Origin of the sequence: Actinomyces slackii (assembly GCF_900637295.1) — a bacterium.
Taxonomy (GTDB): Bacteria; Actinomycetota; Actinomycetes; order Actinomycetales; family Actinomycetaceae; genus Actinomyces; species Actinomyces slackii.
On record NZ_LR134363.1, the window covers coordinates 2,623,212 to 2,645,942 of the forward strand.

At 72.3% G+C, this 22,731-nt stretch carries 17 protein-coding genes and 1 riboswitch; of the genes, 6 read left to right on the forward strand and 11 right to left on the reverse strand.

The annotated features are described in order from the left end of the window. Nucleotides 1–44: 44 nt before the first annotated feature. Complete coding sequence (locus tag EL266_RS10775) at nucleotides 45–1,169, reverse strand: histidinol-phosphate transaminase (RefSeq protein ID WP_026427360.1); 1,125 nt, start codon at nucleotides 1,167–1,169, stop codon at nucleotides 45–47. Between the two features lie 165 nt (nucleotides 1,170–1,334). On the opposite strand from EL266_RS10775, the gene amrB reads away from it, so the two are divergent. Then, on the forward strand, nucleotides 1,335–2,171 hold the full coding sequence (gene amrB, locus EL266_RS10780; RefSeq protein WP_026427361.1) for an AmmeMemoRadiSam system protein B: 837 nt from the start codon (nucleotides 1,335–1,337) through the stop codon (nucleotides 2,169–2,171). 95 nt (nucleotides 2,172–2,266) lie between these two features. Here the strand turns inward: amrB and EL266_RS10785 are convergent, their stop codons facing one another. Then, nucleotides 2,267–3,562, reverse strand: a complete 1,296-nt coding sequence (locus EL266_RS10785; protein ID WP_232011975.1) for an integrase catalytic domain-containing protein — start codon at nucleotides 3,560–3,562, stop codon at nucleotides 2,267–2,269. 149 nt (nucleotides 3,563–3,711) lie between these two features. Here EL266_RS10785 and amrA point away from each other — a divergent pair, with 149 nt between their 5' ends. Both amrA and amrS read left to right on the forward strand, forming a co-directional pair. After that, nucleotides 3,712–4,371, forward strand: coding sequence for an AmmeMemoRadiSam system protein A (amrA, locus tag EL266_RS10795; RefSeq protein ID WP_026426670.1), 660 nt, complete (start codon nucleotides 3,712–3,714; stop codon nucleotides 4,369–4,371). Further along, entirely contained in the window at nucleotides 4,368–5,471 is a 1,104-nt protein-coding gene (gene amrS, locus EL266_RS10800; RefSeq protein ID WP_026426669.1) for an AmmeMemoRadiSam system radical SAM enzyme, read from the forward strand. The genes amrA and amrS overlap by 4 nt, the downstream gene beginning before the upstream one ends. Nucleotides 5,472–5,618: 147 nt before the next feature. On the opposite strand, the gene EL266_RS10805 is transcribed toward amrS, so the two are convergent. After that, nucleotides 5,619–6,824, reverse strand: a complete 1,206-nt coding sequence (locus tag EL266_RS10805; protein WP_026426668.1) for a cobalamin-independent methionine synthase II family protein — start codon at nucleotides 6,822–6,824, stop codon at nucleotides 5,619–5,621. A gap of 195 nt (nucleotides 6,825–7,019) precedes the next feature. On the opposite strand from EL266_RS10805, the gene EL266_RS10810 reads away from it, so the two are divergent. After that, the gene (locus EL266_RS10810; RefSeq protein WP_026426667.1) at nucleotides 7,020–9,641 is read left to right on the forward strand and encodes a DEAD/DEAH box helicase; all 2,622 of its coding nucleotides are present in this window, start codon (nucleotides 7,020–7,022) and stop codon (nucleotides 9,639–9,641) included. A 24-nt stretch (nucleotides 9,642–9,665) separates the two neighbouring features. On the opposite strand, the gene EL266_RS10815 is transcribed toward EL266_RS10810, so the two are convergent. The 7 genes from EL266_RS10815 to hisD form a co-directional block, all read right to left on the reverse strand. Continuing rightward, on the reverse strand, nucleotides 9,666–11,165 hold the full coding sequence (locus EL266_RS10815; RefSeq protein WP_232012017.1) for a Tat pathway signal sequence: 1,500 nt from the start codon (nucleotides 11,163–11,165) through the stop codon (nucleotides 9,666–9,668). Between the two features lie 16 nt (nucleotides 11,166–11,181). After that, the gene (locus tag EL266_RS10820) at nucleotides 11,182–13,131 is read right to left on the reverse strand and encodes a DUF2334 domain-containing protein (RefSeq protein ID WP_051281046.1); all 1,950 of its coding nucleotides are present in this window, start codon (nucleotides 13,129–13,131) and stop codon (nucleotides 11,182–11,184) included. Then, nucleotides 13,128–14,324 carry a non-hydrolyzing UDP-N-acetylglucosamine 2-epimerase gene (gene wecB, locus EL266_RS10825; protein WP_026426664.1) on the reverse strand — a complete coding sequence of 399 codons (1,197 nt, stop codon included), beginning with the start codon at nucleotides 14,322–14,324 and terminating at the stop codon, nucleotides 13,128–13,130. The genes EL266_RS10820 and wecB overlap by 4 nt, the downstream gene beginning before the upstream one ends. Before the next feature lie 135 nt (nucleotides 14,325–14,459). Beyond that, nucleotides 14,460–15,170 carry a hypothetical protein gene (locus EL266_RS10830; protein ID WP_026426663.1) on the reverse strand — a complete coding sequence of 237 codons (711 nt, stop codon included), beginning with the start codon at nucleotides 15,168–15,170 and terminating at the stop codon, nucleotides 14,460–14,462. Next, nucleotides 15,167–16,561, reverse strand: coding sequence for a glycosyltransferase family 2 protein (locus EL266_RS10835; protein WP_084500606.1), 1,395 nt, complete (start codon nucleotides 16,559–16,561; stop codon nucleotides 15,167–15,169). Before EL266_RS10835 ends, EL266_RS10830 begins: the two co-directional genes overlap by 4 nt. Next, nucleotides 16,558–16,812: a hypothetical protein gene (locus EL266_RS10840; protein WP_026426662.1), complete on the reverse strand. Its 255-nt coding sequence runs from the start codon at nucleotides 16,810–16,812 to the stop codon at nucleotides 16,558–16,560. The genes EL266_RS10835 and EL266_RS10840 overlap by 4 nt, the downstream gene beginning before the upstream one ends. A 320-nt stretch (nucleotides 16,813–17,132) precedes the next feature. After that, nucleotides 17,133–18,473, reverse strand: a complete 1,341-nt coding sequence (gene hisD, locus EL266_RS10845; RefSeq protein WP_026426661.1) for a histidinol dehydrogenase — start codon at nucleotides 18,471–18,473, stop codon at nucleotides 17,133–17,135. Between the two features lie 144 nt (nucleotides 18,474–18,617). Then, a riboswitch (SAM riboswitch) is annotated at nucleotides 18,618–18,702 on the forward strand. A gap of 5 nt (nucleotides 18,703–18,707) precedes the next feature. On the opposite strand from hisD, the gene EL266_RS10850 reads away from it, so the two are divergent. Together EL266_RS10850 and metE are read left to right on the forward strand one after the other, a co-directional pair. After that, a complete protein-coding gene (locus tag EL266_RS10850; RefSeq protein ID WP_084500616.1) occupies nucleotides 18,708–19,850 on the forward strand; it encodes a methylenetetrahydrofolate reductase in 1,143 nt (380 codons plus the stop codon). Further along, nucleotides 19,847–22,189 carry a 5-methyltetrahydropteroyltriglutamate--homocysteine S-methyltransferase gene (gene metE, locus EL266_RS10855; RefSeq protein WP_026426660.1) on the forward strand — a complete coding sequence of 781 codons (2,343 nt, stop codon included), beginning with the start codon at nucleotides 19,847–19,849 and terminating at the stop codon, nucleotides 22,187–22,189. Before EL266_RS10850 ends, metE begins: the two co-directional genes overlap by 4 nt. Nucleotides 22,190–22,399: 210 nt before the next feature. Here metE and EL266_RS10860 read toward each other — a convergent pair whose 3' ends face one another. Then, entirely contained in the window at nucleotides 22,400–22,705 is a 306-nt protein-coding gene (locus tag EL266_RS10860) for a hypothetical protein (protein ID WP_051281053.1), read from the reverse strand. Nucleotides 22,706–22,731: the final 26 nt, after the last annotated feature.

A 22,731-nucleotide genomic window follows, 5' to 3' on the forward strand; every position in this document is an offset into this window, starting at 1 on the left:
GATGGCTCTGCCCGGTGAGACTACCGCGTTGCCCGCCGTGGGTGTCAGCCCGCCGTCAGCACGGCGCCGAGCGAGTCGCGGAAGGCCCGCATCTCCTCCGGCGTGCCGACGCTGACCCTCAGGAAGCCCTCGGGACCCACGACCCGGATGAGGACGCCGTCGGCCAGGAGGCGCTCGAAGACGGCACGGCGATCGGCGAAGGGCCCGAAGAGCACGAAGTTGGCGTCGGACTCATGGGCGGTCAGCCCCTGGGCGCGCAGCCAGTCCACCAGGCCATCGCGCTCGGCGCGTAGGGAGGCGACCTGCCCCATGAGCTCCTCGCGGTGGGCCAGGGCGGCCAGGGCGGCCGCCTGGGTGATGGCCGACAGGTGGTAGGGCAGGCGCACGATCCTCAGCACATCGACCAGCTCGCGGGAGGCGGCCAGGTACCCCAGTCGCAGCCCGGCGGCCCCGAAGGCCTTGGACATGGTGCGGGTCACCGCCAGATGCGGGTTGTCGGCCAGCAGCTCCAGGGCGCTGGGCACGCCGGGGCGGCGGAACTCGGCATAGGCCTCGTCGACGATGACCACGCAGTCCGTCTCAGCGCCGTCGGCCCCGGCCGGGCCACTGCCCCGGGCGACGGCGAGGATCTCCCGCAGGTCGGCGGCGGGAAGGGCAGTTCCGGTGGGATTGTTGGGGCTGGTGACGATGACCACGGCGGGGCGCAGCTCCCTCATGCGCTCACCGGCGGCCTCGAGGTCGATGCTGAAGTCCGGGCGGCGCTCCACGGTCACGTAGTCGGTCAGGGTGTCGCGGGCGTACTCGGGGTACATGGAGTAGGTGGGGGTGAAGGACAGGCAGGCCCGCCCCGGCCCGCCGAAGGCCTGCAGGACGTGGAGCATGACCTCATTGGAGCCGTTGGCCGCCCAGATCTGCTCACCGGCCAGGCGCACGCCCGACTCGGCGCCCAGGTAGTCGGCCAGGGCCTGGCGCAGGGCCGGGAAGTCGCGGTCCGGGTAGCGGTTGAGCCCGCCGGCGGCCCGGGCCACGGCCTGGGCGATGTCGTCGATGACCGCCTGGCTGGGCGGGTGGGGGTTCTCGTTGACGTTCAGACGCGCGGGCACCTCCAGCTCGGGGGCGCCGTAGGGGGTCTCGTCCTCAAGCCCGGGACGGATGGGAAGGATGGTCACGGCCCGGAGTCTACGTGCCCATGTGCCGGGACGACCCGCGGGCGTCCTGCGCGCCGGGGCAGCCGGGGCAGGCGAGGCAGCCAACGCCCCTGGCTCACCCTGCCCCGTAGGACGGACCGGACGGGTAGCCTGGAGGGGTCAGGCGATCCCGGGAGCGCGATCCTCATGAGTCAGCCGCCATACCAGTCCCAGCAGGTGCGCCCACCAGCGGTGGCGGGCCTGTTCTACCCCGCCGAGCCCTCCCGCCTGAGAGCCGATGTGGAGGCCATGCTCCAGGCGGCGAGGCCCGCCGGTGACACCGAGCCCGCCGGCGCCCCGGCGGCCCTCATCGTCCCCCACGCCGGCTACGTCTACTCGGGTCCCACCGCCGCCCTGGCCTGGGCGCAGGCCGAGGCCCTGCGCGGGACGGTCCGCCGGGTCGTCATGCTGGGGCCCACGCACCGGGTGGGAGTGCGCGCCCTCGCCCTGCCCGGCTGCCGGGCCATGGACACCCCGCTGGGCCCCGTGACGGTGGAGGTCCCGCCCCAGGTCGAGGCCCTGGCCGCCGGCGGACTGGTGGTCACCCGACCCGATGTCCACGCCGCCGAGCACTCCCTGGAGGTCCAGCTCCCCTTCCTGACCACCGTCCTGCCGGAGGCGAGCCTCGTGCCCCTGGCCGTGGGCCGGGTCACCCCGGAGCGCGCCGCTGAGGCTCTGCGCCCCTTCCTGGGTCGCGAGGACACCCTGGTGGTCATCAGCTCCGACCTGTCCCACTACCTGCCCCAGGCGGAGGCCCGGCGGGTCGATGACGCGACCATTGGACGCATCCTGGCGCTACGCGCCGGCATCAGCCATGAGGAGGCCTGCGGCGCCACCGGCGTGAACGCCCTCCTGCTGGCCGCCGGTGAGCGGGGCCTGAGGCCCCGCCTGCTGGGCGCGGCGACCTCCGCGGACACCGCCGGCACCCCGGACCGGGTGGTGGGCTATGTCGCCGTCGGCTTCTACGACCCTCCGGGCTCATGAGTCCGGCGCCCGGATCCGGCCCAGTCGGGCAGGCGACGGCATGGGGACGTCCGGGGTGCCTCATGTCAAGGTGCCCGCGAAATCTTCTCCGTGCCTCATGTAGGAATGCCCGCAAAACGGGTGGGGTGTCGGGAGGCTTTCTTGACGCGGATGCTGTGGTGGACGTCGGGCAGGGCGCTGGGGATCTGGGCGGCGTAGAGCTCGTCGGTCTTGGTCTTGGCCTGCATGATCAGGGAGGCCTGAAGGTCGTGGATGCGCCTGGCGATCTTGGCGGGGTTGAGGCTGTCGCGGTAGGCGATCAGCTCATCCTTGTGCTGGCCGGTCAGGGCATCAGTGGACAGGAGCCGCTCCAGCGGGGTGGCGGGGGCGTCGTAGAGGCGCTTGCGCCGCCCGGCCTTGTCGGTGCCCCACCCGACGGGCTTGCGGGTGGGTGTCAGGAAGTTGAGGCGGTCGTCGACCAGGGACCACAGGCGGTTCAGGGTGGCGCGCTCGGTGTCGGTGTCGTACCGGTAGTAGAAGCCGTAGCGGCGCACGAGATGGTTGTTCTTGGACTCGATGGTCGCCTGGTCGTTCTTGCGGTAGGGCCGGGCCCTGGTGAAGTAGATGCCCAGGTTGCCGGCCCATGCCACGACCCCGTGGTTGATGAACTCGCTGCCGTTGTCGAAGTCCATGCCCAGCAGCGGGAACGGGACGGCGTCGATGGCTGCGTCCAGGGCGGCAATGATGTGCTTCTCCGCGTTGTTGCGCATCGTGCGGGTGAACACCCACCCGGTGAGCACGTCGGTCATGTTCAGGGTCCGGGCGAACTCGCCCTTGAGGACCGGGCCGCAGTGGGCGACGGTGTCGACCTCGAAGAACCCCGGGGCGGCCTCGATCTCGTCACCGGCCTTGCGGATGGTGATCGAGTTGCGCAGCAGCGGCCCGGCCTTGGTGGTGCTGATCCCCCGGACGGGGTCCTTGGCGCGTACTGGGGCCAGGTACCGGTCGATGGTCGCCGCACTCATGGCCTCCAGCTCTGCCCGCACCTGGGGCGTGTATCGGGGCTCGTCATCCAGCTCCCCGTGGGACTGGAGCAGGTCGAGCAGCAGCGGCATGGACGCCGCCAGGTACTTGCCGCACTGCCCGCCACTGGCCGCCCACACCTTTTGCAGGACCTTCAGGGCGTCATAGGAGTACTTGCGGCCCCTGGGCCTGGGCGCCTCCTTCTTGGCCCCGCCAGGGCGCTTGGCGGCCTGGGTCAGGCGCCTGCGCGCGTTGTCCCGGCTCCAGCCAGTCACCGCGCACACCTCGTCGAGCATCCGCCCCTTATCGCCCTTGGACGCCCTGGCATACGCCGTGGCGTACTTCCTGGTGATCTCAGCCCTAGCCCCCATCGACAACTCGCTTCCCATGCCCACCACGGTCCGCGGATTTCGCGGGCACTTCCACATGAGGCACGGGACCTCCTTCGCGGGCATCCACGATGAGTCTCGTCGCGTGCTGGACGCGGCGGCGCCCGCGAGCGCACCATGGAGGGGCATCACCCAGGAGGTGCACCGCCATGACCTCAGCGCCGACCTCAGTACCGCGGCTGCCTCCCGACGCCGGTCTCGTCCTCCTACCGCTGGCCCGCGGCGCCATCGCCCGCCGCCTTGGCCTGCCCCACCCGGCCCTCGCCGAGGACGCCGCTGAGCACTCCGCCGAGGGCGCCGCCTGGCTGCGACCGAGCGGGGCGAGCTTCGTGACCCTGACCTCGGGACGGGCCCCGGGCGGACCCCTGCGCGGCTGCATCGGCAGCCTTGAGGCCCACCGCCCCCTGGGCGAGGACATCCAGGCCAATGCCGTCGCGGCCGCCACGCGCGACCCCCGCTTCCCGCCCCTAGCCCCGCACGAGCTCGCCGACACCGTCGTGGAGGTCTGCGTCCTGTCCGCCCCGGCCGCCCTGCCGGTGGTGGACGAGGCGGATCTGCTGGCTCGGCTGCGCCCCGGCGTCGACGGCGTCGTCCTGTCGGCCTGCGGCCGCCGCGCGACCTTCCTGCCCCAGGTGTGGGAGCAGCTGCCCGAGCCCGCCGACTTCCTGGCCCATCTGCGCCGCAAGGCGGGCCTGCCCGCCGACTACTGGGGGCCCGAGGTCACGATCGAGACCTACACGGTGACTGCCTGGCAGGAGACGGCGGCCGGTGTCCCCACGGGCGATCCGGAAGGAGGGAGGCTGCCATGAGCGCGCAGTCCGCCGGAGCGGGGACCGAGCCCCGCACGGCCCGGTGGTGGCGGCCCATGGCGGACGGCCGGCTGCGCTGCGAGCTGTGCCCCCGCCGGTGCACGCTGCGCGATGGCCAGCGCGGGTTCTGCTTCGTGCGGGCCCGGCGCGGCGACGAGATCGTCCTGACCACCTACGGGCGCTCCTCGGGTCTGGCCCTGGACCCGATCGAGAAGAAGCCGCTGGCGCATGTGCGGCCGGGATCGACGATCCTGTCCCTGGGGACCGCTGGCTGCAACCTGGCGTGCAGGTACTGCCAGAACTGGGAGATCTCCACCTCGCGGGACGTGGACGCGCTCGCCGCCAGCGCCTCCCCCGCCGTACTGGCCCGGGCCGCCGGGCAGGAGGGCGCCGTGGGTGTGGCCCTGACCTACAACGATCCGGTGGTCTTCGCCGAGTACGCCATCGACGTCGCCCAGGCCTGTCATGAGGCGGGACTGCTGGCGGTGGCGGTCAGCGCGGGCTGGATCGAGCCGGCCCCCGGGCGCGAGCTCTTCGCAGCGGTCGACGCCGCCAATATCGATCTCAAGGGCTTCACCGAGGACTTCTACCGGCGCACCACGGGGGCGCGCCTGGCCGACGTCCTGGATACCCTCGTCCTGGTGCGCTCCCTGGGGACCTGGCTGGAGATCACCACCTTGCTCATCCCCGGGCGCAACGACTCCGACGCTGAGATCGCCGCCCAGTGCGCGTGGATCGTCGCCGAGCTCGGCAGCGAGGTGCCCGTGCACTTCTCGGCCTTCCACCCGGCCCACCGCATGCTGGACGTGCCCCGCACGCCGGCCTCCACCCTGGAGCGGGCCCGGGAGATCGCCCGTGACGCCGGGATCGCCCACGTCTACCTCGGCAACGTCCGGACCCGTGACGGCTCCTCCACCCGCTGCGCCGGCTGCGGGGCCCTGCTCGTGGGCCGTGAGGGCTACCGAGTCACCGACTACCGGATCACACCCGAGGGCGCCTGCCCGCAGTGCGACCGTGGGGTTGCGGGCCTCTGGGACCCGGCCGGCCCGCCACCGGCGGTGGGCCAGTGGTGGCCGCGACGGGTCGACGTCGGCGCCTGACTGCCCCGCACTGCCCGGAACAGCCCGGATCGGTAGAGGGCTGTGGCTCACTGCGGGCGGGAGGTCAGCATGATCTCCTCGTAGTCCAGGCGCGTCAGGGCGCACTCCACCGAGCCGGCCGAGGTCACGAGCAGGGAGGCGAGCTCCTTAGAGCCTCTCGGAGGCGATTGCCGCGCCCTGGGTCAGGGCCTCCAGCTTGGCCCAGGCGATCTGGGAGTGGACGCGCCCGCCCAGGCCGCAGTCGGTGGAGGCCACGACCCGCTCGGGGCCCACGGCCCGGGCGAAGCGCTCGATGCGGTCGGCCACGAGCTCGGGGTGCTCCAGGACATTGGTGGCGTGGCCCACCACGCCGGGGATGAGGTACTTGCCCTCGGGCAGCTCGGTGTCCTGCCAGATCCGCCACTCGTGCTCGTGGCGGGCGTTGGCGGCCTCGAAGGTCAGGCCCGCCGCGTTGACCGACAGCGCCAGGTCCACGATATGCGCGAAGCCCAGGTCGGTGGAGTGGGGTCCGTGCCACGATCCCCAGCACACGTGGTAGCGCACCTGGGCGGGGTCGATGCCGCGCAGGGCGTGGTTGAGGGCCTCGATGCGCACCTCGGAGAAGGCCCGGTAGTCCTCCAGAGCGGGCTCGATGCGGAACTGGTCCCAGGACTCGGCCAGGTCGGGGGCGTCGATCTGGACGGTCAGGCCCGCCTGGGTGATCGCCAGGTACTCCTCGCGCAGCGCCTCGGCCCAGGCCCACACCGCGGCCTCATCGTCCTCGTAGTGGTAGTTGCCGATGCGCGCGGCCGAGGCCGGGGAGATGGAGGCGATGAAGCCCTCGGAGACGGGCTTGCCCGCCTTGTCCAGGGCTGAGGTCAGGGCGGCGATGTCGCGGGCGACGATCTCCTGGCCGGTGTAGGCCAGTTCCCCGGTGACGGCCGGGATGACGGGCGCGGGACCGTTGGCCAGGTGGATGCCGGAGGTGGGGTCCCAGTAGGCCTCGGCGAAGGCCACCCAGTCGCGCCGGTCGGTCATGGCGTCCAGCTCGAGCTTGCCGGCCGGGGTGGGCCTGCGCGAGGCGGCAGCCTGCTCGGGGCTGATGACCTCCAGGCCGGAGAAGCGCTGGAAGCTGTAGAACCACCAGGCCCCGTAGTCGACCTTCTCGGTCATGGCGTGGCCGTACTCGCCGTCGTTGACGATGCTCAGCCCGATCTCGGCCTGGCGGGCGACCACGGCGTCGGTCTCGGCGGTGACGACGGCGGCCAGCCCGGCGTCGTCGAGGGTTCCGGCGTGGTGGGCGGCATTGGCCTCCAGGAGCGCCTGGGTGCGGGGCAGGGAGCCGACGTGGGTGGTGCGGATGGCGGCAGACATGGGTGTCCTCTCAGACGAACGGATGCGGGGCGCGATGCGCGCAGGGTGTCGGTGGTACGGGCGTGAGGGCACGGACACTGTAGACCACGCCGCCGACCCGCCCGCGCTCCCGTCCTTCCGCCAGTGGCCCGGGCCAGGCCCCGCGTGTCGGTTGCCTGTCAGTGGCCTGTCGGTGGTCGCGGTTACGGTGGGACCATGAGTGAGGGCAGCAACGAGCGTCAGACCAGTGCAGCACCTGCAGCACCTGCGTCACCGCAGGCGGGTGCGATCCGCGAGCGCGCCGAGGCCGTTCTGCGCGCCCTGGTGGGGCGCGAGGATGCGCGACTGCGCGAGGACCAGTGGCGGGCCATCGAGGCGCTGGTGGTGGGGCGCCGCCGGGCCCTGGTGGTCCAGCGCACCGGCTGGGGCAAGTCGGCGGTGTACTTCGTGGCCACGGTCCTCATGCGCGAGGGCTGGTCGCAGTGGCGCCCGGGTGATCCCCCGCCGTCGGCCGGCTCGCACTCGGGGGCGGGGGCCACGGTCATCATCTCGCCTCTGCTGGCCCTCATGCGCGATCAGGTGGCGGCGGCTCGGCGGGCGGGCATCCATGCGGTGACGATGAACTCGGCCAACACCACCCAGTGGGAGCAGATCGAGCAGGAGGTGCGCCAGGGCCAGGTCGATGTTCTCCTGGTCTCCCCCGAGCGGCTGAACAATCCGGTCTTCCGCGAGGAGGTCCTGCCCCATCTGGCGGCGGGGGCCGGCCTGGTGGTGGTCGATGAGGCGCACTGCATCTCCGACTGGGGGCACGACTTCCGCCCGGACTACCGGCGCATCGCCACGCTCCTGGCGGGCCTGGGCCCGACCACCCCGGTGCTGGCCACCACGGCCACGGCCAATGCGCGCGTGACGCAGGATGTGGCCGAGCAACTGGGCCGCCGGGGAGGCGATGGCGAGGATGCGCCGGTGGACCCGGCCGCCGAGCGCTCCGTGCCCGCGGGGAGTGGCCCCACGGCCCCTCGTGGCGCTGGGGTGCTGGTGCTGCGCGGGAGCCTGGAGCGCTCCTCCCTCCACCTGGGGGTCACGTCCCTGCCCGATTCCGCCTCCCGCCTGGCGTGGTTGACGGCCTATCTGCGCTCGGCGCGGGGAAGCGGCATCGTCTACTGCCTGACGGTCTCCTCAGCCGGTGAGGTGGCCCAGCATCTGCGTGCGGCGGGGCTGGAGGTGGCCACTTACACGGGGCAGACCGAGCCTGCTGAGCGCGAGCGGCTGGAGGAGGATCTCAAGGCCAATCGCCTCCGGGCGCTGGTGGCGACCTCGGCCCTGGGGATGGGCTTCGACAAGCCCGATCTGGCCTTCGTGGTGCATGTGGGGGCGCCCTCCTCTCCGGTGAGCTACTACCAGCAGGTGGGGCGCGCCGGGCGCGGGGTGGAGCGGGCCGAGGCCATCCTGCTGCCGGGGGCGGAGGATCGGGCCATCTGGGCGTGGTTCGGCTCCCAGGGCTTCCCGCCCCAGGAGGAGGTCCACCAGGTGCTGGGCGCTCTGGATGCCCAGCGCGAGGCCGGGGGCCCGCCGCTGTCCACGGCGGCCCTGGAGACCTCCACCTCCTTGCGGCGCTCCCGCCTGGAGCTGATGCTCAAGGTCCTGGATGTTGACGGGGCGGTGAGCAGGGTGCGCGGGGGCTGGGTCTCCACGGGCGAGCCCTGGGACTATGACGCTGAGCGCTATGCCCGGGTGGCCAGGGCCCGCGCCGATGAGGAGAGCGCCATGCTGGCCTATGAGGCGCTGGGGCGGGACCGGGCCGGTGAGGATATCGAGTGCCGCATGGCCTTCGTGCGGGCCATTCTCAATGACCCGGTCCTGGAGGCGGGGTGGCGCTGCGGGGCATGCGATCTGTGCGGAGGGCTGGTCCTGCCCGATGCTCCCGACCAGGAGGCGGTGCTCCGGGCCCGCGAGGCGCTGGAGCGCGCGGGGGTCGAGCTGGTGGCGCGCAGGCAGTGGCCCACGGGCATGGCCCGCCTGGGCCTGCCCGAGCTCTCCGGCCGGATCGCGGCCGAGGAGCAGGCTGGTGCGGGCCTGGCGGTGGGGCGCCTGGACGGCCTGGGGATCTCGGTGGCGCTGCGCCGGCTGATGGAGCCCGCTGGTCGCCCAGTCCAGGATGGGGCGGATGCGGGCCCCGCCCCGGGGGATGGGCCTGATCATGAGGGCCGCGAGTCCTCCGGGACGCCAGGTGCTGGGCCTGTGGGGGCGGTCTCGGGCACAGGGGCCGACGGCGGCCCTGGTGCGGGCCCAGCCGACGTCGGACCTGGGCACGGGGGCACTCATGCCGCTGAGCCCGCTAAGCCCACTGAGCCCGCCGAGGCCCGGGGCGGCGGCGACGGGCTGGTGCCGGTGGAGCTGCGCGGAGCCGTTGTCGAGGTCATCGACCGGCTCGCCCAGATGATCCAGGCCGACGCGCCGACCGACGCACCGGCCAACCCACAGGCCGATGCGGCAATCGACGCGGTGGTCATCGTCGACTCGCGCTCGCGCCCCCGCCTGGTGCGCCACCTGGGTCATGCGGTGGCCTCCCGCCTGGGCTGCCGTCCCCTGGGGGCGGTGGGCGTCAGCGGGCCGGCGGGCCGTCATGATGTCAACTCGGCGACCCGGCTGGCCCATGTGGCTCGCGACCTGAGCCTGGAGGACTGGGACGCTGACCAACTCCAGGCCCTCCATGGCGCCACCGTGGTGCTTGTCGACGACTTCACCGATTCGGGGTGGACGGTGACGGTGGCCGCCGCCATGCTGCGCCGTGCCGGCGCCGCCGCCGTCCACCCCCTGGTCCTGGCCCAGCGCTGAGCGGCGCCGGGCCAGGCGGTGCGCCTAGGCGGGCTTGAGGCGGGCCAGGGTGGGCTGGACGGGGCCGCCTACGGCGCCGGGGGCCTCATCCTCCAGGTAGTACCACCAGAAGGGCGCGCCCCAGGCTCCGGGGCGCCCCAGGGCGGCCTTGGTGATGTGATCGATGACAGCGCGCCGGCCCGCGGCGACATCGGTCTTGGAGCCGAACCACCACGGTCCGCTGAGGCTGGGCCCTCCGTAGCCCAGCTCGGTCACCGCGGTGCGCGCCTTGGGGAAGGTGGCCGCCAGGGCGGACAGGACCCGATCGGCCGCGGTGCCCAGGGGATGCCACTGCGGGTAGACCGACAGGCCCACCACGTCCACCAGGCCCGCCAGCTCGCTGGCGGCCACGGCGCGCGCCGTGTTGAACACCGAGTGCTCGGCGCTGTCGAGGCCCAGCTGGTAGTAGAGGGTCAGCAGCGTGGTCGCCTTGGTCCGCTGGCGCACCGCCTTGGCGGCCCGGATGATGCGCGGCAGCGGTGAGGCGCCCAGCCAGTTGCCGCCCAGCTCATTGCCGATCTCCCAGGTCTCCAGCCCGGGCAGCCCGGTCAGCAGGGTGCTCACGCGCCGGTCCCAGGCGGCGTCGTCGAGCCCGGCCATGATCCGAGAGTCGCAGATCTGCCCCACCACGCGGATCCCCTGGGCCTGCAGGGTGGTCACGGCGCCGCGCCATTGGGCCATGGCGGCGGCGTCGCCCGGGTCCTCCACAACGATGCGCACGGCCGTGCGCCCGGCCCCGCCCAGGCGGCCGGCCAGCCCTGAGGCCTCGGCGCTGGAGGGCGGACGGGTGAAGGTCACGCCCAGCACCGAGTCGCCCGGCGCCGTGGTGGACAGGGCCCCGTCCAGGGCGAGCTGGGCGGTGGAGGCCGACTCCAGGGCCCGCACCGCGTGCGCGCCGCGCTGGGTGGCGCTGGCGGCCTTCTGGCAGGCAGTGAGCTCTGCCCCCGTGGTGGCCCGGGCAGAGGCCAGCGCGGCGTCGGAGACCCCGGCTGCCCGGGCCTCCTGGCGCGAGTGCAGACTCCGGGCGGCGGCCTCCATCACCTCAACCTCCCCCGAGGCCGGCAGATCCACCATGAGGGCGGAGTAGCCGTGGCTCGTGGGCCAGGACATGGTCAGGGTGCATGAGCGCCCGGTGGGCGCATCCAGGCTGATGGCGCCCGACTCGTCCTGGTAGAGGGGGGCGATGGCCACGACCTCCAGGGTGGAGGAGTCCAGGAGGGCGTCGTCGTACCCCACCTCTCCCAGGCCGTGGGACTGGATGCTGCGAACCGCTGCCAGGCCCATGGCATTGCCGTTGGCGTCGCTGAAGCGCAGGCGCAGGTGGGTGGTTCCCGCCGCCTGGGCGGCGCCGACCGGGCCGCCGCCCATCAGCGAGGCCCCCACGGTGGTGGCCCCCAGGACGGTAAGCGCCGTCCTCCTCGTTGTCCCGGGGATGCTGCTCATGTCGCCCTCTCCCGCGTGATGCGCATCTGACGGAGTGGTCATGATCCCATTGTCTCCTTCACTTCAACTGGCCGGCGGGCACGAAGGTGTAGCCCAGGCCCTTGATGCCGGTGACGATGGCCTTGAGCTCGGAGAGCGGGTAGTAGGGGTGGAAGAAGAAGCTCGCCGTGGCGTGGGTCCCCACCAGGTTGGCCCGGGCGGCGTCCACGACGTCGGCGGCCAGGCGGGGCGGGTGCTGGTTGGCGGCCTCCGGCTCGTAGTTGCCCAGGTTCTCGGGAAGCACCCGGGTGCCGTAGGGGTCGTTGACCGCGTAGGGGAAGAACTGGCCGTAGTAGTCGTGGGGCCCGGCCGTGGTCCTGGTCAGGGTGCCGGCGTAGAGGAGCTCGCGCTCATAGCGCACCTTGTACTCCTCGCCGATGCCCGCATAGGCCTCCCGGGTGGCCGAGTAGTGGGGGGTCTCGAAGATTCTGGGCTTGCCCAGGCCCACCTCCTTGAAGATGTCCCGGCCCTGCTCCACGCGGTCCTCGGCCCAGTCCTTGTCCGTGCCCGGCAGGGCGCCGCCGATCTGCACCCAGGAGTTCTGCGCGCAGGCGACCTGGGGGGCGTTGCGGTCATTGGTCTGGGTGCACCAGGAGCGGATGAACTCGAAGTCGTCGGTGGAGACCTCGTTGTAGGGGTTGTCCAGGGAGTCGAACTGGTGGGTGGTGCCGTGCTGGATGATGGTGCCGCCCTTGGCCTGGGCGTCCTTGAGGACCGCGACCAGCTCGGGGGCATCGTGCAGGGTCCGGTACTGGGCCACGCCCCCGTTGTCCACGCCCTTGGGGTTGCTGTAGATGGGGACCACCGCCAGCTGGAAGGGCACCTGCTCGGAGTACAGGTAGTCCACGATGGCCTGGAGCTCGGCGGGATCGCTGTCGGGGCTGATGTCCTCCAGGCGCACCGCGGCCTGGCGGAACTCGGCGGCACCGGGCTGCAGGACGTCGACGAGGATGTCGGCCACCGCGATGTAGCGGTCGTGCTCACCCAGGTAGGTCAGGGGAACCTCGCCGATGTAGGTCAGTCCCGAGGAGGCGATGGCCCAGGGGAAGGAGTTCCCCTGGGTCTGGGCGATGGGCTCGCAGGCCTTGGCCGCGCCGTCGGGCCCGGAGCACTGGGCCTGGCCCAGGACGGTGACCGCCTCGGGGTTGGTGATATGCGGGGCGATGATGCCCGAGGTGTTGAGCTCGTTGCGCTTCAGGGAGGCGCCGTTGTACGTGATCTGGGTGACGTGGTCCGCGGAGTCGATGTAGGAGGTGGCCGCATCCCAGCCGTAGCGCTGGATGAAGGCGGCGCGGTCGGCCTCGGTGCGGGTGAGCTGCCAGATGTTGAAGCCCGACCACAGCACGGGGACGTCACCGGTCAGCACGTCATCGATGAAGCCGCGCGGCAGGGGCTCGTCATAGGTGGAGCCGGTGTAGATGACATTGGTGAATCGGCCCGCCAGTCCCGGCTGGTAGTCCTTGACCGGCATGGCGGTCACCCGCCCCGAGTGGCTGGCCAGGGTGCCCATGGCCAGGGCGTAGTACTCCCCCAGGGTCGGTGTGGGGCCGGTGGTGTCGAACAGGACCAGGGTGGTGGCCGGACCGGCCTTCTTGTTGGAGAAGCTCACCGCGCTCTTGGGCACCTTGGGCGGGTTGACGCCCAGATCGCGCAGGGCCGGCTGCGCAGCCGGCTGGGGGGCGACCGGGGCCTGGAGATCGACCTGCGCCTGCTCATCGAGCTCCAGGGGCAGGACCTCCTGGGCGGCGGCCTCAGGCTCGGGCGGGGCGGGCAGGGGCGCATCGGGCGCCCCGGCCAGGCCGGCCTGCTCCTGCTCGGGCTCGGCCTGCGCCGGGGGCGAGACGGGCAGAGCCGCGCCCAGGGCGGTGGCCAGGCAGGCGGCCAGGGCCAGCAGGGCGGTTCGACTCCGCGCGCGTGCGCGGGCGCGCTCCGACCTGGGGCGCGCGGGGCTCAGGGGTGCGGTGCTCATGAGGCCTCCTTGAGTGCGTGGGGAAGGGGTGAGAAGGCGGGCATGGCCTCGCCGCGTCCGAACAGGGCCGCTGTGGCCGCCAGGATGCGACGGCAGGCCAGGCCGTCCCCGTAGGGGTTGGCCGCCTGGGCCATGGCGGCGTACTGGGCGGGATCGGTCAGGAGGGCCGAGACCCTCTCGACGATCCGCTCCTCATCGGGGCCGACCAGCTCGGCCACTCCGAAGTCCACCGCCTCGGGGCGCTCGGTGTTGTCGCGCATGACCAGGACGGGCTTGGACAGGGCGGGGGCCTCCTCCTGGACCCCTCCCGAATCGGTGAGCACGATGGAGGCCCGGTTCATCAGGGCGCAGAAGGCCCCGTACTCCACCGGGTCGGTCCACACCACGTTGTCGATGCCCTCGATCTGGGGCAGCAGGTCCTGGCGGACGCGGGGGTTGCGATGGACCGGCAGGGCGAAGAGGACGTCGGGGTGGGCGCGCGCCAGACGGGCCACGGCCCGCCCGATGGACCGCATCGGCTCGCCCCAGGACTCCCGGCGGTGGGCGGTGACCAGCACCATGCGCCGATGCGGGTCGGACAGGGCGGCCGCCAGGGCCTCATCGGGCGCGGGCACCTGGCGGCGCACCGCCTCGAGCAGCGCGTCGATCACCGTGTTGCCGGTGACGACCACCCGGGCCTCCTCAATGCTCTCCCGCAGGAGGTTGTCGCGGCTGGTCTGCGTGGGGCACAGGTGCAGGGCGGCGATCTGGGAGACCAGGCGGCGGTTGGCCTCCTCGGGGAAGGGCGAGGTGATGTCCCCGGTGCGCAGGCCCGCCTCGACGTGCAGGACGGGCACGCCGTGGTAGAAGGCCGCGAGCGCCGCGGCGAAGGCGGAGGTCGTGTCTCCCTGGACGACCACGGCGTCGGGGGCGTGCTCCTCCAGGGCGGCGCCGACTCCCTGGAGGCACCGGGTGGTGATCTGGGTCAGGCTCTGGCCGGGGGCGTGGATATCAAGATCCGTATCGGGGGCGATGCCGAAGAAGTCATGGACCTGGTCGAGCATCTCGCGGTGCTGGCCGGTCACGACGACGATGGGGGTGAATCCCTCGTCCTGGCGCATCGCCTCGACCAGGGGGGCCAGTTTGATCGCCTCGGGGCGCGTGCCGTAGACGAGCATGACCCGCAGGGGCCGGCTCGGGATCGGGGCTGTCATGTGTTCTCCTCATTGGGAAGGGTGTGGGGCCGGCGGCCTGGGTGGGTCGCCGGTGTGCCTGATCGGCACGGGGAGAGGTGGTGGTCGGTGAGGCGGGCTCCTTGCTGTGATCGGGTGCGGCGGGCGGGGCGGCGCCTACTCCTCGGTGCGCGTGATCGGGGTGAAGGTCACGACGGCGTCCTCGCAGTAGGCGGCCGCCGCCCCTGACATGTAGGGGGAGTCGGTGTCGGTGACGGTGGCCAGCTCCTGGCCGTCGACGGTGATGGTGAAGACGGCGCGTGAGCCGGTGGTCTCCACCCGCACCGAGGCCTCGTAGCTCGTGCCCGTCGGGAATGAGGGGGTGTCCCCCGAGGCCAGGAAGCGCTGGTACCCGGGATAGTCGGTGTCCTGCTTGGAGACCTCCCATCCGTTGGGCTTGAGGACCAGGGCGTAGAAGTGGTTGTTGTCCGTGTAGCTCCACAGCAGCCAGGCGACCTCCCAGGTGTTGGGCTTGTCGTTCTCGCGCAGCTGCTCGACGGTGGTCATCGTGGTGGAGATGGTCTGGGTGGTGTTCTGCTCGATCCTGGCTGAGGTCGACGTGGCCAGCCCGGCGTGGGTGCGGTCTGCCACGGTGGCGGCCCTGGGTGACAGGCGCAGCAGGCCGTCGGCGCAGGTGGCCTGGCCGTACCCGTCGAAGACCACGTCCCACTGCCCGCAGTCGGCCCGGCTCATCCATCCTCCTGCCTGGCACAGGCCGGTCAGTCCCAGCACGAGGGCCAGGGCGCCGAGCACGGTGACGATGCGGCGCATGCGCCGGGGCCTGGGGCGGCCCCGGGGCTTGGGGTAGCCGGGGAGCTCAGTGGTCATGCGGCCTCCTGGGCCTCATCGGCCATCAGGGGTGAGGGTCCGCCGGGCCCGCCCGCCTGGCCCGTGGGCGCCTGGGTGGCGGGCTCGGCCTCGCGCGCCGTCTTGGCCCAGCCGGTGCGCCCGACCAGGGCCCGGCCCAGGGCCCGCCAGCCGTAGAGGCTGGGCAGCAGGCCGTAGAGCACGAAGAGGTGGGCGTAGGCCAGGGCCCTGAGCGGCCCGAGGCCCTCGTGGCGCTCGATGCGCCAGTACAGGAAGCCGTAGATGAGCCCGGGACCGAAGGCGATGGTGTAGGCGACCACCATCCAGGCCCACGGCTGGGGCCATCCCATGATCGCGGCCACCACGACCATGATCATGGTGATGAGGAAGGACAGCGACAGCAGGGACCCGGCCAGGAGCATGTAGGGAGTGAGGATCTGCCACAGGGTGTCCGCCCTGCCCCAGCCCTGGCGCTGCCTGGTCACGCGCCACAGCAGCCCGGCCGACTGGAGGTTGCCCTGGAACCAGCGGGTGCGCTGGCGCAACAGGCGGCTCAGGCTGGTCACGCCCTGCTGGTGGACCGAGGCGCCCGACCAGAACTCGTTGATCCACCGGGTGGTGTTCAGGCGCACGCCCAGGTCGAAGTCCTCGGTCAGGGATCGGGTCCAGGGCCGCGGGCCCAGGGCGTTGAGGGCCGCCAGGCGGACGAACTGGGCGTTGCCGCCCATGCCCACGCTGCCCAGGCGGCGCCGGCCGCGCTGGAAGACCTCGGTGAACACGACGAACTCCATGTCCTGCATGCGGGCCAGCAGGGAGCCGAAGCGGTTGTTGATGCGCACGCCCATCTGGACCGCCCCGACCTCCTGGGAGGCGAAGGCGCGGTGGGCGTCGGCGATGGCGTGGGGGTCCAGGCGGCCGTCGGCGTCCATGACCCCGACGATCACCTGTCGGGCGGGCATGGCCGCGTAGCGGCGGCGGATCAGGTCCAGGGCGTCGTTGAGGGCCTCGCCCTTGCCCAGGCGGGCGCGTGGCGCCACGCGCCTCATGACCTCGACTCGGGGGTCGCCGCCGATGAGCGCCTGCTGGGCGGTCTCGTCATCGGAGCCGTCGTCGATGACCAGGATGCGCAGGTTGGGGTCGGTGATGGCGCTCAGGCGCGCCACGCTGGCGCCGATGACCTCGGCCTCATTGAGGCAGGGCATGAGGATGACGATGTGCAGGGGCGGGGTCACGGCGGGGGCCGAGCGCCGGGGCTCGGAGCGGGAGGCGATGAGCAGGGTCAGGGCGTAGAGCAGGGACAGCGCGATCATGGCCAGCGCTCCCCACCAGCCGATGCGGTCCAGGGCCGTGGGCAGGACCTCCAGCAGGTCCTGCGTCCGGCCTGCGGCGCCGACCGCTCCGAGCGGAGTCATCGCGCCGCCAAGGCGAGTAGGCCGCGGCGCGCGGGCAGGCTGTGACGGCCCACCACCGCTCCCCTGCGCGCCACGGCCGTCCTGATGGCGCCCACAAGGTTGGCGATCAGGAAATAGGCCAGGATGACGGCGAAGCTCAGGCCGGCGATGTCGATGAGGATGCGGGCGATGAGTCCGGGCACGGAATCGGAGGGAACCGCGTGCCACAGGATGAAAAGTCCGGTACCAGTGGCGAGTGGGGAGTAGTGCATGTCGGGCCGTCCAAGTGGGAATCGGGGGTACGGGGGCGGCGCCGCGGTGCGGCGTGCCAGGGGGACGGGATGTGGGAACTCATCCCGCGGGGCACGACGCACCGCGCGTCATACCGGAATATAACGATACCGTAACGGATAGCGAAACTGTGAGGATCAACCGTGATCGACTTCACTCTTTAGAGGAATCCTCAGGACCATCAAAGCGGTCCTGAGGGTACCAGGAGAAAACGCCGCGCGGCCCATCGCCCACGGCCCGGGAGCGCGCTGAGACGAGGCGGTCCCGGGGCTCATCGAAGCGGCGGGACCGCCGGACGGGCTCAGGCCAGTCGGGCCCGGACCGCCTCGCCGTGGGCCGGAAGATCCTCGCAGCGGGCCAGGGCCTCCAGCGGCTCGGCCAGCCCCGCCAGGGCATCGGCGCTGTACTCGATGATCTGAACGGGCTTGAGGTAGGCCATGACGGACAGTCCCGCGGCGAAGCGGGCGGTGCCGCCGGTGGGAAGCACGTGATTGGAGCCCGCCAGGTAGTCCCCCAGGGGAACAGGGCTGTAGGGGCCTACGAAGATGGCTCCGGCATTGCGAATGCGCCGGGCCACGGCCGGGGCGTCGGCGGTGTGGATCTCCAGGTGCTCAGCGGCGTAGGCATCGGCCACGTCCACGGCCTGGTCCAGGTCGCGCACCAGCACGATGGCCGACTGCGGGCCGGCCAGCGCCGTGGCGGCGCGCTCGGCGTGCCGGGTGGCGGCCAGGCGCTGGGCCAGGGCCCGCTCGACGTCGTCGGCCAGCTGGGGGGAGTCGGTGATGAGAACCGATCCGGCATTCGGGTCGTGCTCGGCCTGGGAGAGCATGTCGGCCGCCACGTACTGCGGATCGGCGCCTGCGTCGGCCAGGACCGCGATCTCGGTGGGGCCCGCCTCGGCATCGATGCCCACCACTCCCAGCACGGCGCGCTTGGCCGCGGCGACGTAGATGTTGCCCGGGCCGGTGATGACGTCAACGCCCTGGCACAGGACCGGCCCCGCGGCGTCGGCCCGGTCGACCTCGCTGACCGCCTGGGCCCCGTAGGCGAGCATGGCGATGGCCTGGGCCCCGCCGACGGCGTAGACCTCCTCGACTCCCAGCAGGGCGCAGGCCGCCAGGATCGTGGGATGGGGCAGGCCGCCGTGCTCCGCCTGGGGCGGACTGGCCAGGGCGATCTGCTCCACACCCGCCACCTGGGCGGCAACCGCGTTCATGACCACCGAGGAGGGGTAGACGGCCAGCCCGCCGGGAACGTAGAGACCCACGCGGCGCACGGGGACCCATCGCTGGGCGATGATGCCGCCCGGGACGATCTCGGTGGAGGCCTCGGCGGGGAGCTGGGCCGCGTGACCGGCCCGGTTGTGCTCGATGGAGATCTCCAGGGCCCGGCGCACGGCGGGGTCCAGCGACTCCAGGGCCGCGGTGATGGCCGCGGGCGGCACGCGCAGGTGCTCGGGGACCACGCCATCGAAGCGCTCGGCCGCGTCTCGCAGGGCCTGGGCGCCGCGAGCGCGCACATCGGCCAGGATCGGCGCCACCTGGTCCAATGCCGCGCTGACATCGAGGGCGGCCCGCGGCAGGGCGGCCGCCAGCTCGGCGGGGCTCAGGTCGGTCATGCGCAGATCGATGCGGTTCAGCATGGCCCAAGCCTACTGAGCGCCTCACGGCCCAGCGACCTCGGAGCCGGCCGGGCAGGACGGGCAGGGTATCATCCCGACCCAATGGACGGATTTCGCGATGTGGGATGGGTGACCGCCGTCCCGGTCGGCCTGCATAATGTGGCCCCACCATCCAGAGCGGCCGAGAGATCTGGCTCCATGACGCCGCAGCAACCCGGGCCACGGGTGCTTCAGCCAGGATCGATGGAGGAGAGCATGGCGCACCCGCAGCCACCGCACAGCCCGCCGGCGCCTGTCGCCGCCACGGTGCGCCCCACCCTGAGCATGGAGCTCTTCCCTCCCCGCTCCGGTCCGGCTGCCGCCGCCACCTGGGGTCGCATCGACACCCTGCTGTCGACCTCACCCGACTTCGTCTCAGTGACCTATCGTCCCAGGTTCGTCACCGATCCGCGGGACGATGAGGGGGGCGCAGGGGTGCGGGTGGTGCGCGAGCACAACCCCGCCGAGGATGTGGTCGCCCATGTCCTGGCCACGAGCAGGGTCCCCCTCATGGCCCACCTGACCTGCATCGGCTACCGCAAGCGGGACGTGGTCGAGATCGTCACCCTCTTCCTGCGCATGGGGGTGCGCCGCTTCCTGGCGCTGCGGGGCGATCCTCCCGCCGGGACGGCCGCGGACGAGCTGGCCGGGGAGCTGGCCCACGCCGATGACCTGGTGCGCGTCATCCGTGAGGTCGAGGCCGAGTACTTCGATGATGGCCGGCAGCATGTCACCGTGGCGGTGGCCGCCTATCCGGCGACCTCCGATCACGCCCAGGCCATCGAGGTACTGGCCGCCAAGCAGGACGCCGGCGCGGATATGGCCATCACCCAGGTCTTCTACGACTCCCAGGACTACGCGGCCCTGCTGCGGGGAGCCACCTATGCCGGCATCACCATGCCCATCCTGCCCGGTCTCATCCCCTTGACCGACCTGGGGCGCCTGACGCGCCTGGAGGCACTGACCGGGGTGCGCGTGCCGGCGCATCTGCGCGATGCCCTGGGATCGGCCAGTGGGGCCAGGCTCGTGGGCCGCGGCCTGGACGCCACCCTGACGCTGGCCACCGAGCTCCTGGCCGAGGGGGCGCCCGGCCTCCACCTCTACACCTTCAACCGCACCCGTCCGGCGCTCGACGTCGTCAGCCACCTGCGGCTGGGAGGGATCCTGACCGGCTCACCCCCTGATCCGCAGATGCGCGAGGCGATCGAGCGCGGCTACCTGCAGGCCACGCCGGGCGGAATGCCGGCCTTCCTGCAGGAGGCGCACAGCCCCCTGAGCCCTCCCAGCGCCTCGAGGCCGGGGCATCCCGGCACGGCCTCACTGTCCGTTAGCACCTCCACCGTCAAGGAGACCGTATGACCACCGCTTCCCCACTGCCCTCGGCCACCATCCTGGGATACCCGCGCATCGGCCGGGATCGTGAGCTCAAGCGCGCCGTGGAGTCCTACTGGAAGGGCGCCATCACCACCGAGGAGCTGCGCCAGGCGGCCACGGGGCTGCGGGCGGCCACCCGGGAGCGCCTGGCAGGCCTGGGGCTGTCCGAGGACTCCTCGATCCCCGCCGACTTCACCTTCTACGACCAGGTCCTCGCGGTCACGGCCGCCCTGGGGGCGGTGCCGGCGCGCTTCCGCGACCTGCTCAATGCCCAGGGCGCCCTGGACCTGGATGGCTACTTCACCCTGGCCCGCGGCCAGGGCGACCGGCCGGCCCTGGAGATGACCAAGTGGCTCGACTCCAACTACCACTACCTCGTGCCCGAGATCGATGAGTCCACTCCCATCGATTATGTCGAGGGCAGCCTCGCCAGCCAGGTTGTGGAGGCCGCCCAGGCCGGCGCCGGCAGCACGGCCGCCGTGCGCCCGGTGGTGGTGGGCCCGGTCAGCTATCTGCTCATGGCCAAGCCCACCGATGAGGCCGCCGAGGGATTCGAGCCCCTGGACCGCCTGCCCGATGTCCTGCACGCCTACGGTCACCTCCTCATGGATCTTCAGGCCGCTGGCGCCTCCTGGGTGCAGTTCGACGAGCCGGCCCTGGTCGCCGACTCCTGGTCGGTGGGACGCGAGCGCGTCCTGGCCGCGGTGCGCGAGGCCTACGCCTGGCTGGGAGCGGTTGTCGAGCGCCCCCAGATCCTGGTGGTCGGCTCCTACGGCGATCTGGGCGATGCGCTGGGCGCCCTGGCGGCCTCGCCCATTGAGGCGGTGGGCCTGGACCTGGTCGCCGGAGGGGTCCCCTCCAGCGAGGACCTGGCCGCCCTGGAGGGCAAGTCAGTGGTCGCCGGCGTGGTCTCGGGCCGCAATATCTGGCGCACCGACCTGTCCGCCGCGCTGGAGCGGCTGGAGGCCCTGCGCGAGGCCCTGCCCTCGGGGACCCCCATCACGGTGGCCACCTCGACCTCACTGCAGCATGTCCCCCATGACGTGGAGCGTGAGACCGCGATGGATCCGGCGATCCGCTCCTGGCTGGCCTTCGCCGACCAGAAGGTCGAGGAGGTCCTCATCCTGGCCCGGGGCCTGGAGCAGGGCCGCCAGGCCATCGCGGCCGAGCTGGACCAGGACGCCGAGCTGCGCGCCCAGCGCGCCGCCCACCCCGGGGTCCAGCGCCCCGAGGTGCGCCAGGCCGTCGCCTCCATCACGGCGGCGGATCGCACCCGGGAGCCCTACGCCACCCGCAAGGCCGCCCAGGAGGCGCGCCTGGGACTGCCTGAGGTGCCCACCACCACCATCGGCTCCTTCCCCCAGACCGCCGAGATCCGCAAGGCGCGCGCCGCCCACCGCCGTGGGGAGATCGACGAGACCGCCTACCAGGAGGCCATGCGCGCCGAGATCGCCTCGGTGATCGCCCTCCAGGAGCGGATCGGCCTGGATGTCCTGGTCCATGGTGAGGCTGAGCGCAACGACATGGTCCAGTACTTCGCCGAGCTGCTGGAGGGGTTCGTCACCACCGAGCACGGCTGGGTCCAGTCCTACGGCTCGCGCTGCACCCGCCCCTCGATCCTGTGGGGGGATGTCGCCCGGCCCGCGCCCATGACGGTGGCGTGGTCGTCCTACGCCCAGTCCCTGACGGATAAGCCCCTCAAGGGCATGCTCACCGGCCCGGTGACGATCATGGCCTGGTCCTTCGTGCGCGACGATCTGCCCCGCGCCCAGGTCGCCGATCAGCTGGGGCTGGCCCTGCGGGCCGAGGTCGAGGACCTGGAGGCGGCCGGGATCGGGGTCATCCAGGTCGATGAGCCGGCCATCCGCGAGACCCTGCCACTGCGGGCCGAGGACCGCCCCGACTACCTGGAGTGGTCGGTGGGCTCCTTCCGCCTGGCCACCGGCGGGGCGGCGCCGTCGACCCAGATCCACACCCACCTGTGCTACTCGGAGTTCGATGTGGTGATCGACGCCGTCGACCACCTCGACGCCGACGTGACCTCCATCGAGGCCTCCCGCTCGCGGATGGACATCCTGCCGGCCGTGGCCGCCCACGGCTTCGAGCGCCAGCTGGGCCCGGGCGTGTGGGACATCCACTCCCCGCGCGTGCCCAGCGCTCAGGAGTGCACCGAGCTGCTCGCCCGGGCCGTCGATGCCCTGGGGGCTGAGACGGTGTGGGCCAATCCGGACTGCGGGCTCAAGACCCGCGGATACGAGGAGACCGAGGCCAGCCTGGTCAATCTCGTGCAGGCCGCCGCTCACATTCGCAGCCAGGGCGCCTGAGCTCCGAGAGCTTCTCAGGGCTTTCGAGGGCTGGGGCCTGGCGCACAGGCCCCAGCCCTCGACTCATGCCCCGCGCGCCTCATCCGGCGTCGCGGGCAGAGCGGTGCTCGGCGATCCGCCCCCGGGGCCTGTCGATCATGGCACCGAGGGCGCGGGCAGGTTGAAGGCCGCCGGGTCGAAGGCCGCGCCGGTGGGCGAGCAGAGTCGTTCTCAGGCCTCGTCCTGCCAGTACTCCCAGCAGGCCCGCCGCTGGGGGACGGCCCAGGATCCATCGGGGGTCCCCACCTCTCCGGTGCTGGCCGACACGACGAGGGAGGCGAGATCCGGCTCGCCGCGCGCCTCGCAGTCGTGGCTGATCATGTGCAGCAGCGGCCCCATATGGCGGGCAAGGACGGCACCGTCGATCGACTGGCTCAGCTCCCCGTACGTGATGACCTCCCTGTGCTGAGCGACATCAATGAGGACGCTGCGGGACAAGACGACGGCGCGCGCCATCCGGCTGGTCAGCCGGTGCATCCGTTGACCAACCGGATAGCGCGCGC

Excerpts from the sequence above, each read along its gene's own strand:
- wecB (WP_026426664.1), bottom strand. The coding sequence starts at position 14,324 with ATGACAGCCCCGATCCCGAGCCGGCCCCTGCGGGTCATGCTCGTCTAC.
- EL266_RS10815 (WP_232012017.1), bottom strand. The coding sequence starts at position 11,165 with ATGACCACTCCGTCAGATGCGCATCACGCGGGAGAGGGCGACATGAGC.
- EL266_RS10840 (WP_026426662.1), bottom strand. The coding sequence starts at position 16,812 with ATGCACTACTCCCCACTCGCCACTGGTACCGGACTTTTCATCCTGTGG.
- EL266_RS10785 (WP_232011975.1), bottom strand. The coding sequence starts at position 3,562 with ATGGGAAGCGAGTTGTCGATGGGGGCTAGGGCTGAGATCACCAGGAAG.
- EL266_RS10820 (WP_051281046.1), bottom strand. The coding sequence starts at position 13,131 with ATGAGCACCGCACCCCTGAGCCCCGCGCGCCCCAGGTCGGAGCGCGCC.
- metE (WP_026426660.1), top strand. The coding sequence starts at position 19,847 with ATGACCACCGCTTCCCCACTGCCCTCGGCCACCATCCTGGGATACCCG.
- EL266_RS10850 (WP_084500616.1), top strand. The coding sequence starts at position 18,708 with ATGGCGCACCCGCAGCCACCGCACAGCCCGCCGGCGCCTGTCGCCGCC.
- EL266_RS10830 (WP_026426663.1), bottom strand. The coding sequence starts at position 15,170 with ATGACCACTGAGCTCCCCGGCTACCCCAAGCCCCGGGGCCGCCCCAGG.
- EL266_RS10835 (WP_084500606.1), bottom strand. The coding sequence starts at position 16,561 with ATGACTCCGCTCGGAGCGGTCGGCGCCGCAGGCCGGACGCAGGACCTG.
- hisD (WP_026426661.1), bottom strand. The coding sequence starts at position 18,473 with ATGCTGAACCGCATCGATCTGCGCATGACCGACCTGAGCCCCGCCGAG.
- EL266_RS10805 (WP_026426668.1), bottom strand. The coding sequence starts at position 6,824 with ATGTCTGCCGCCATCCGCACCACCCACGTCGGCTCCCTGCCCCGCACC.
- amrB (WP_026427361.1), top strand. The coding sequence starts at position 1,335 with ATGAGTCAGCCGCCATACCAGTCCCAGCAGGTGCGCCCACCAGCGGTG.
- EL266_RS10810 (WP_026426667.1), top strand. The coding sequence starts at position 7,020 with ATGAGTGAGGGCAGCAACGAGCGTCAGACCAGTGCAGCACCTGCAGCA.
- amrA (WP_026426670.1), top strand. The coding sequence starts at position 3,712 with ATGACCTCAGCGCCGACCTCAGTACCGCGGCTGCCTCCCGACGCCGGT.
- amrS (WP_026426669.1), top strand. The coding sequence starts at position 4,368 with ATGAGCGCGCAGTCCGCCGGAGCGGGGACCGAGCCCCGCACGGCCCGG.
- EL266_RS10860 (WP_051281053.1), bottom strand. The coding sequence starts at position 22,705 with ATGCACCGGCTGACCAGCCGGATGGCGCGCGCCGTCGTCTTGTCCCGC.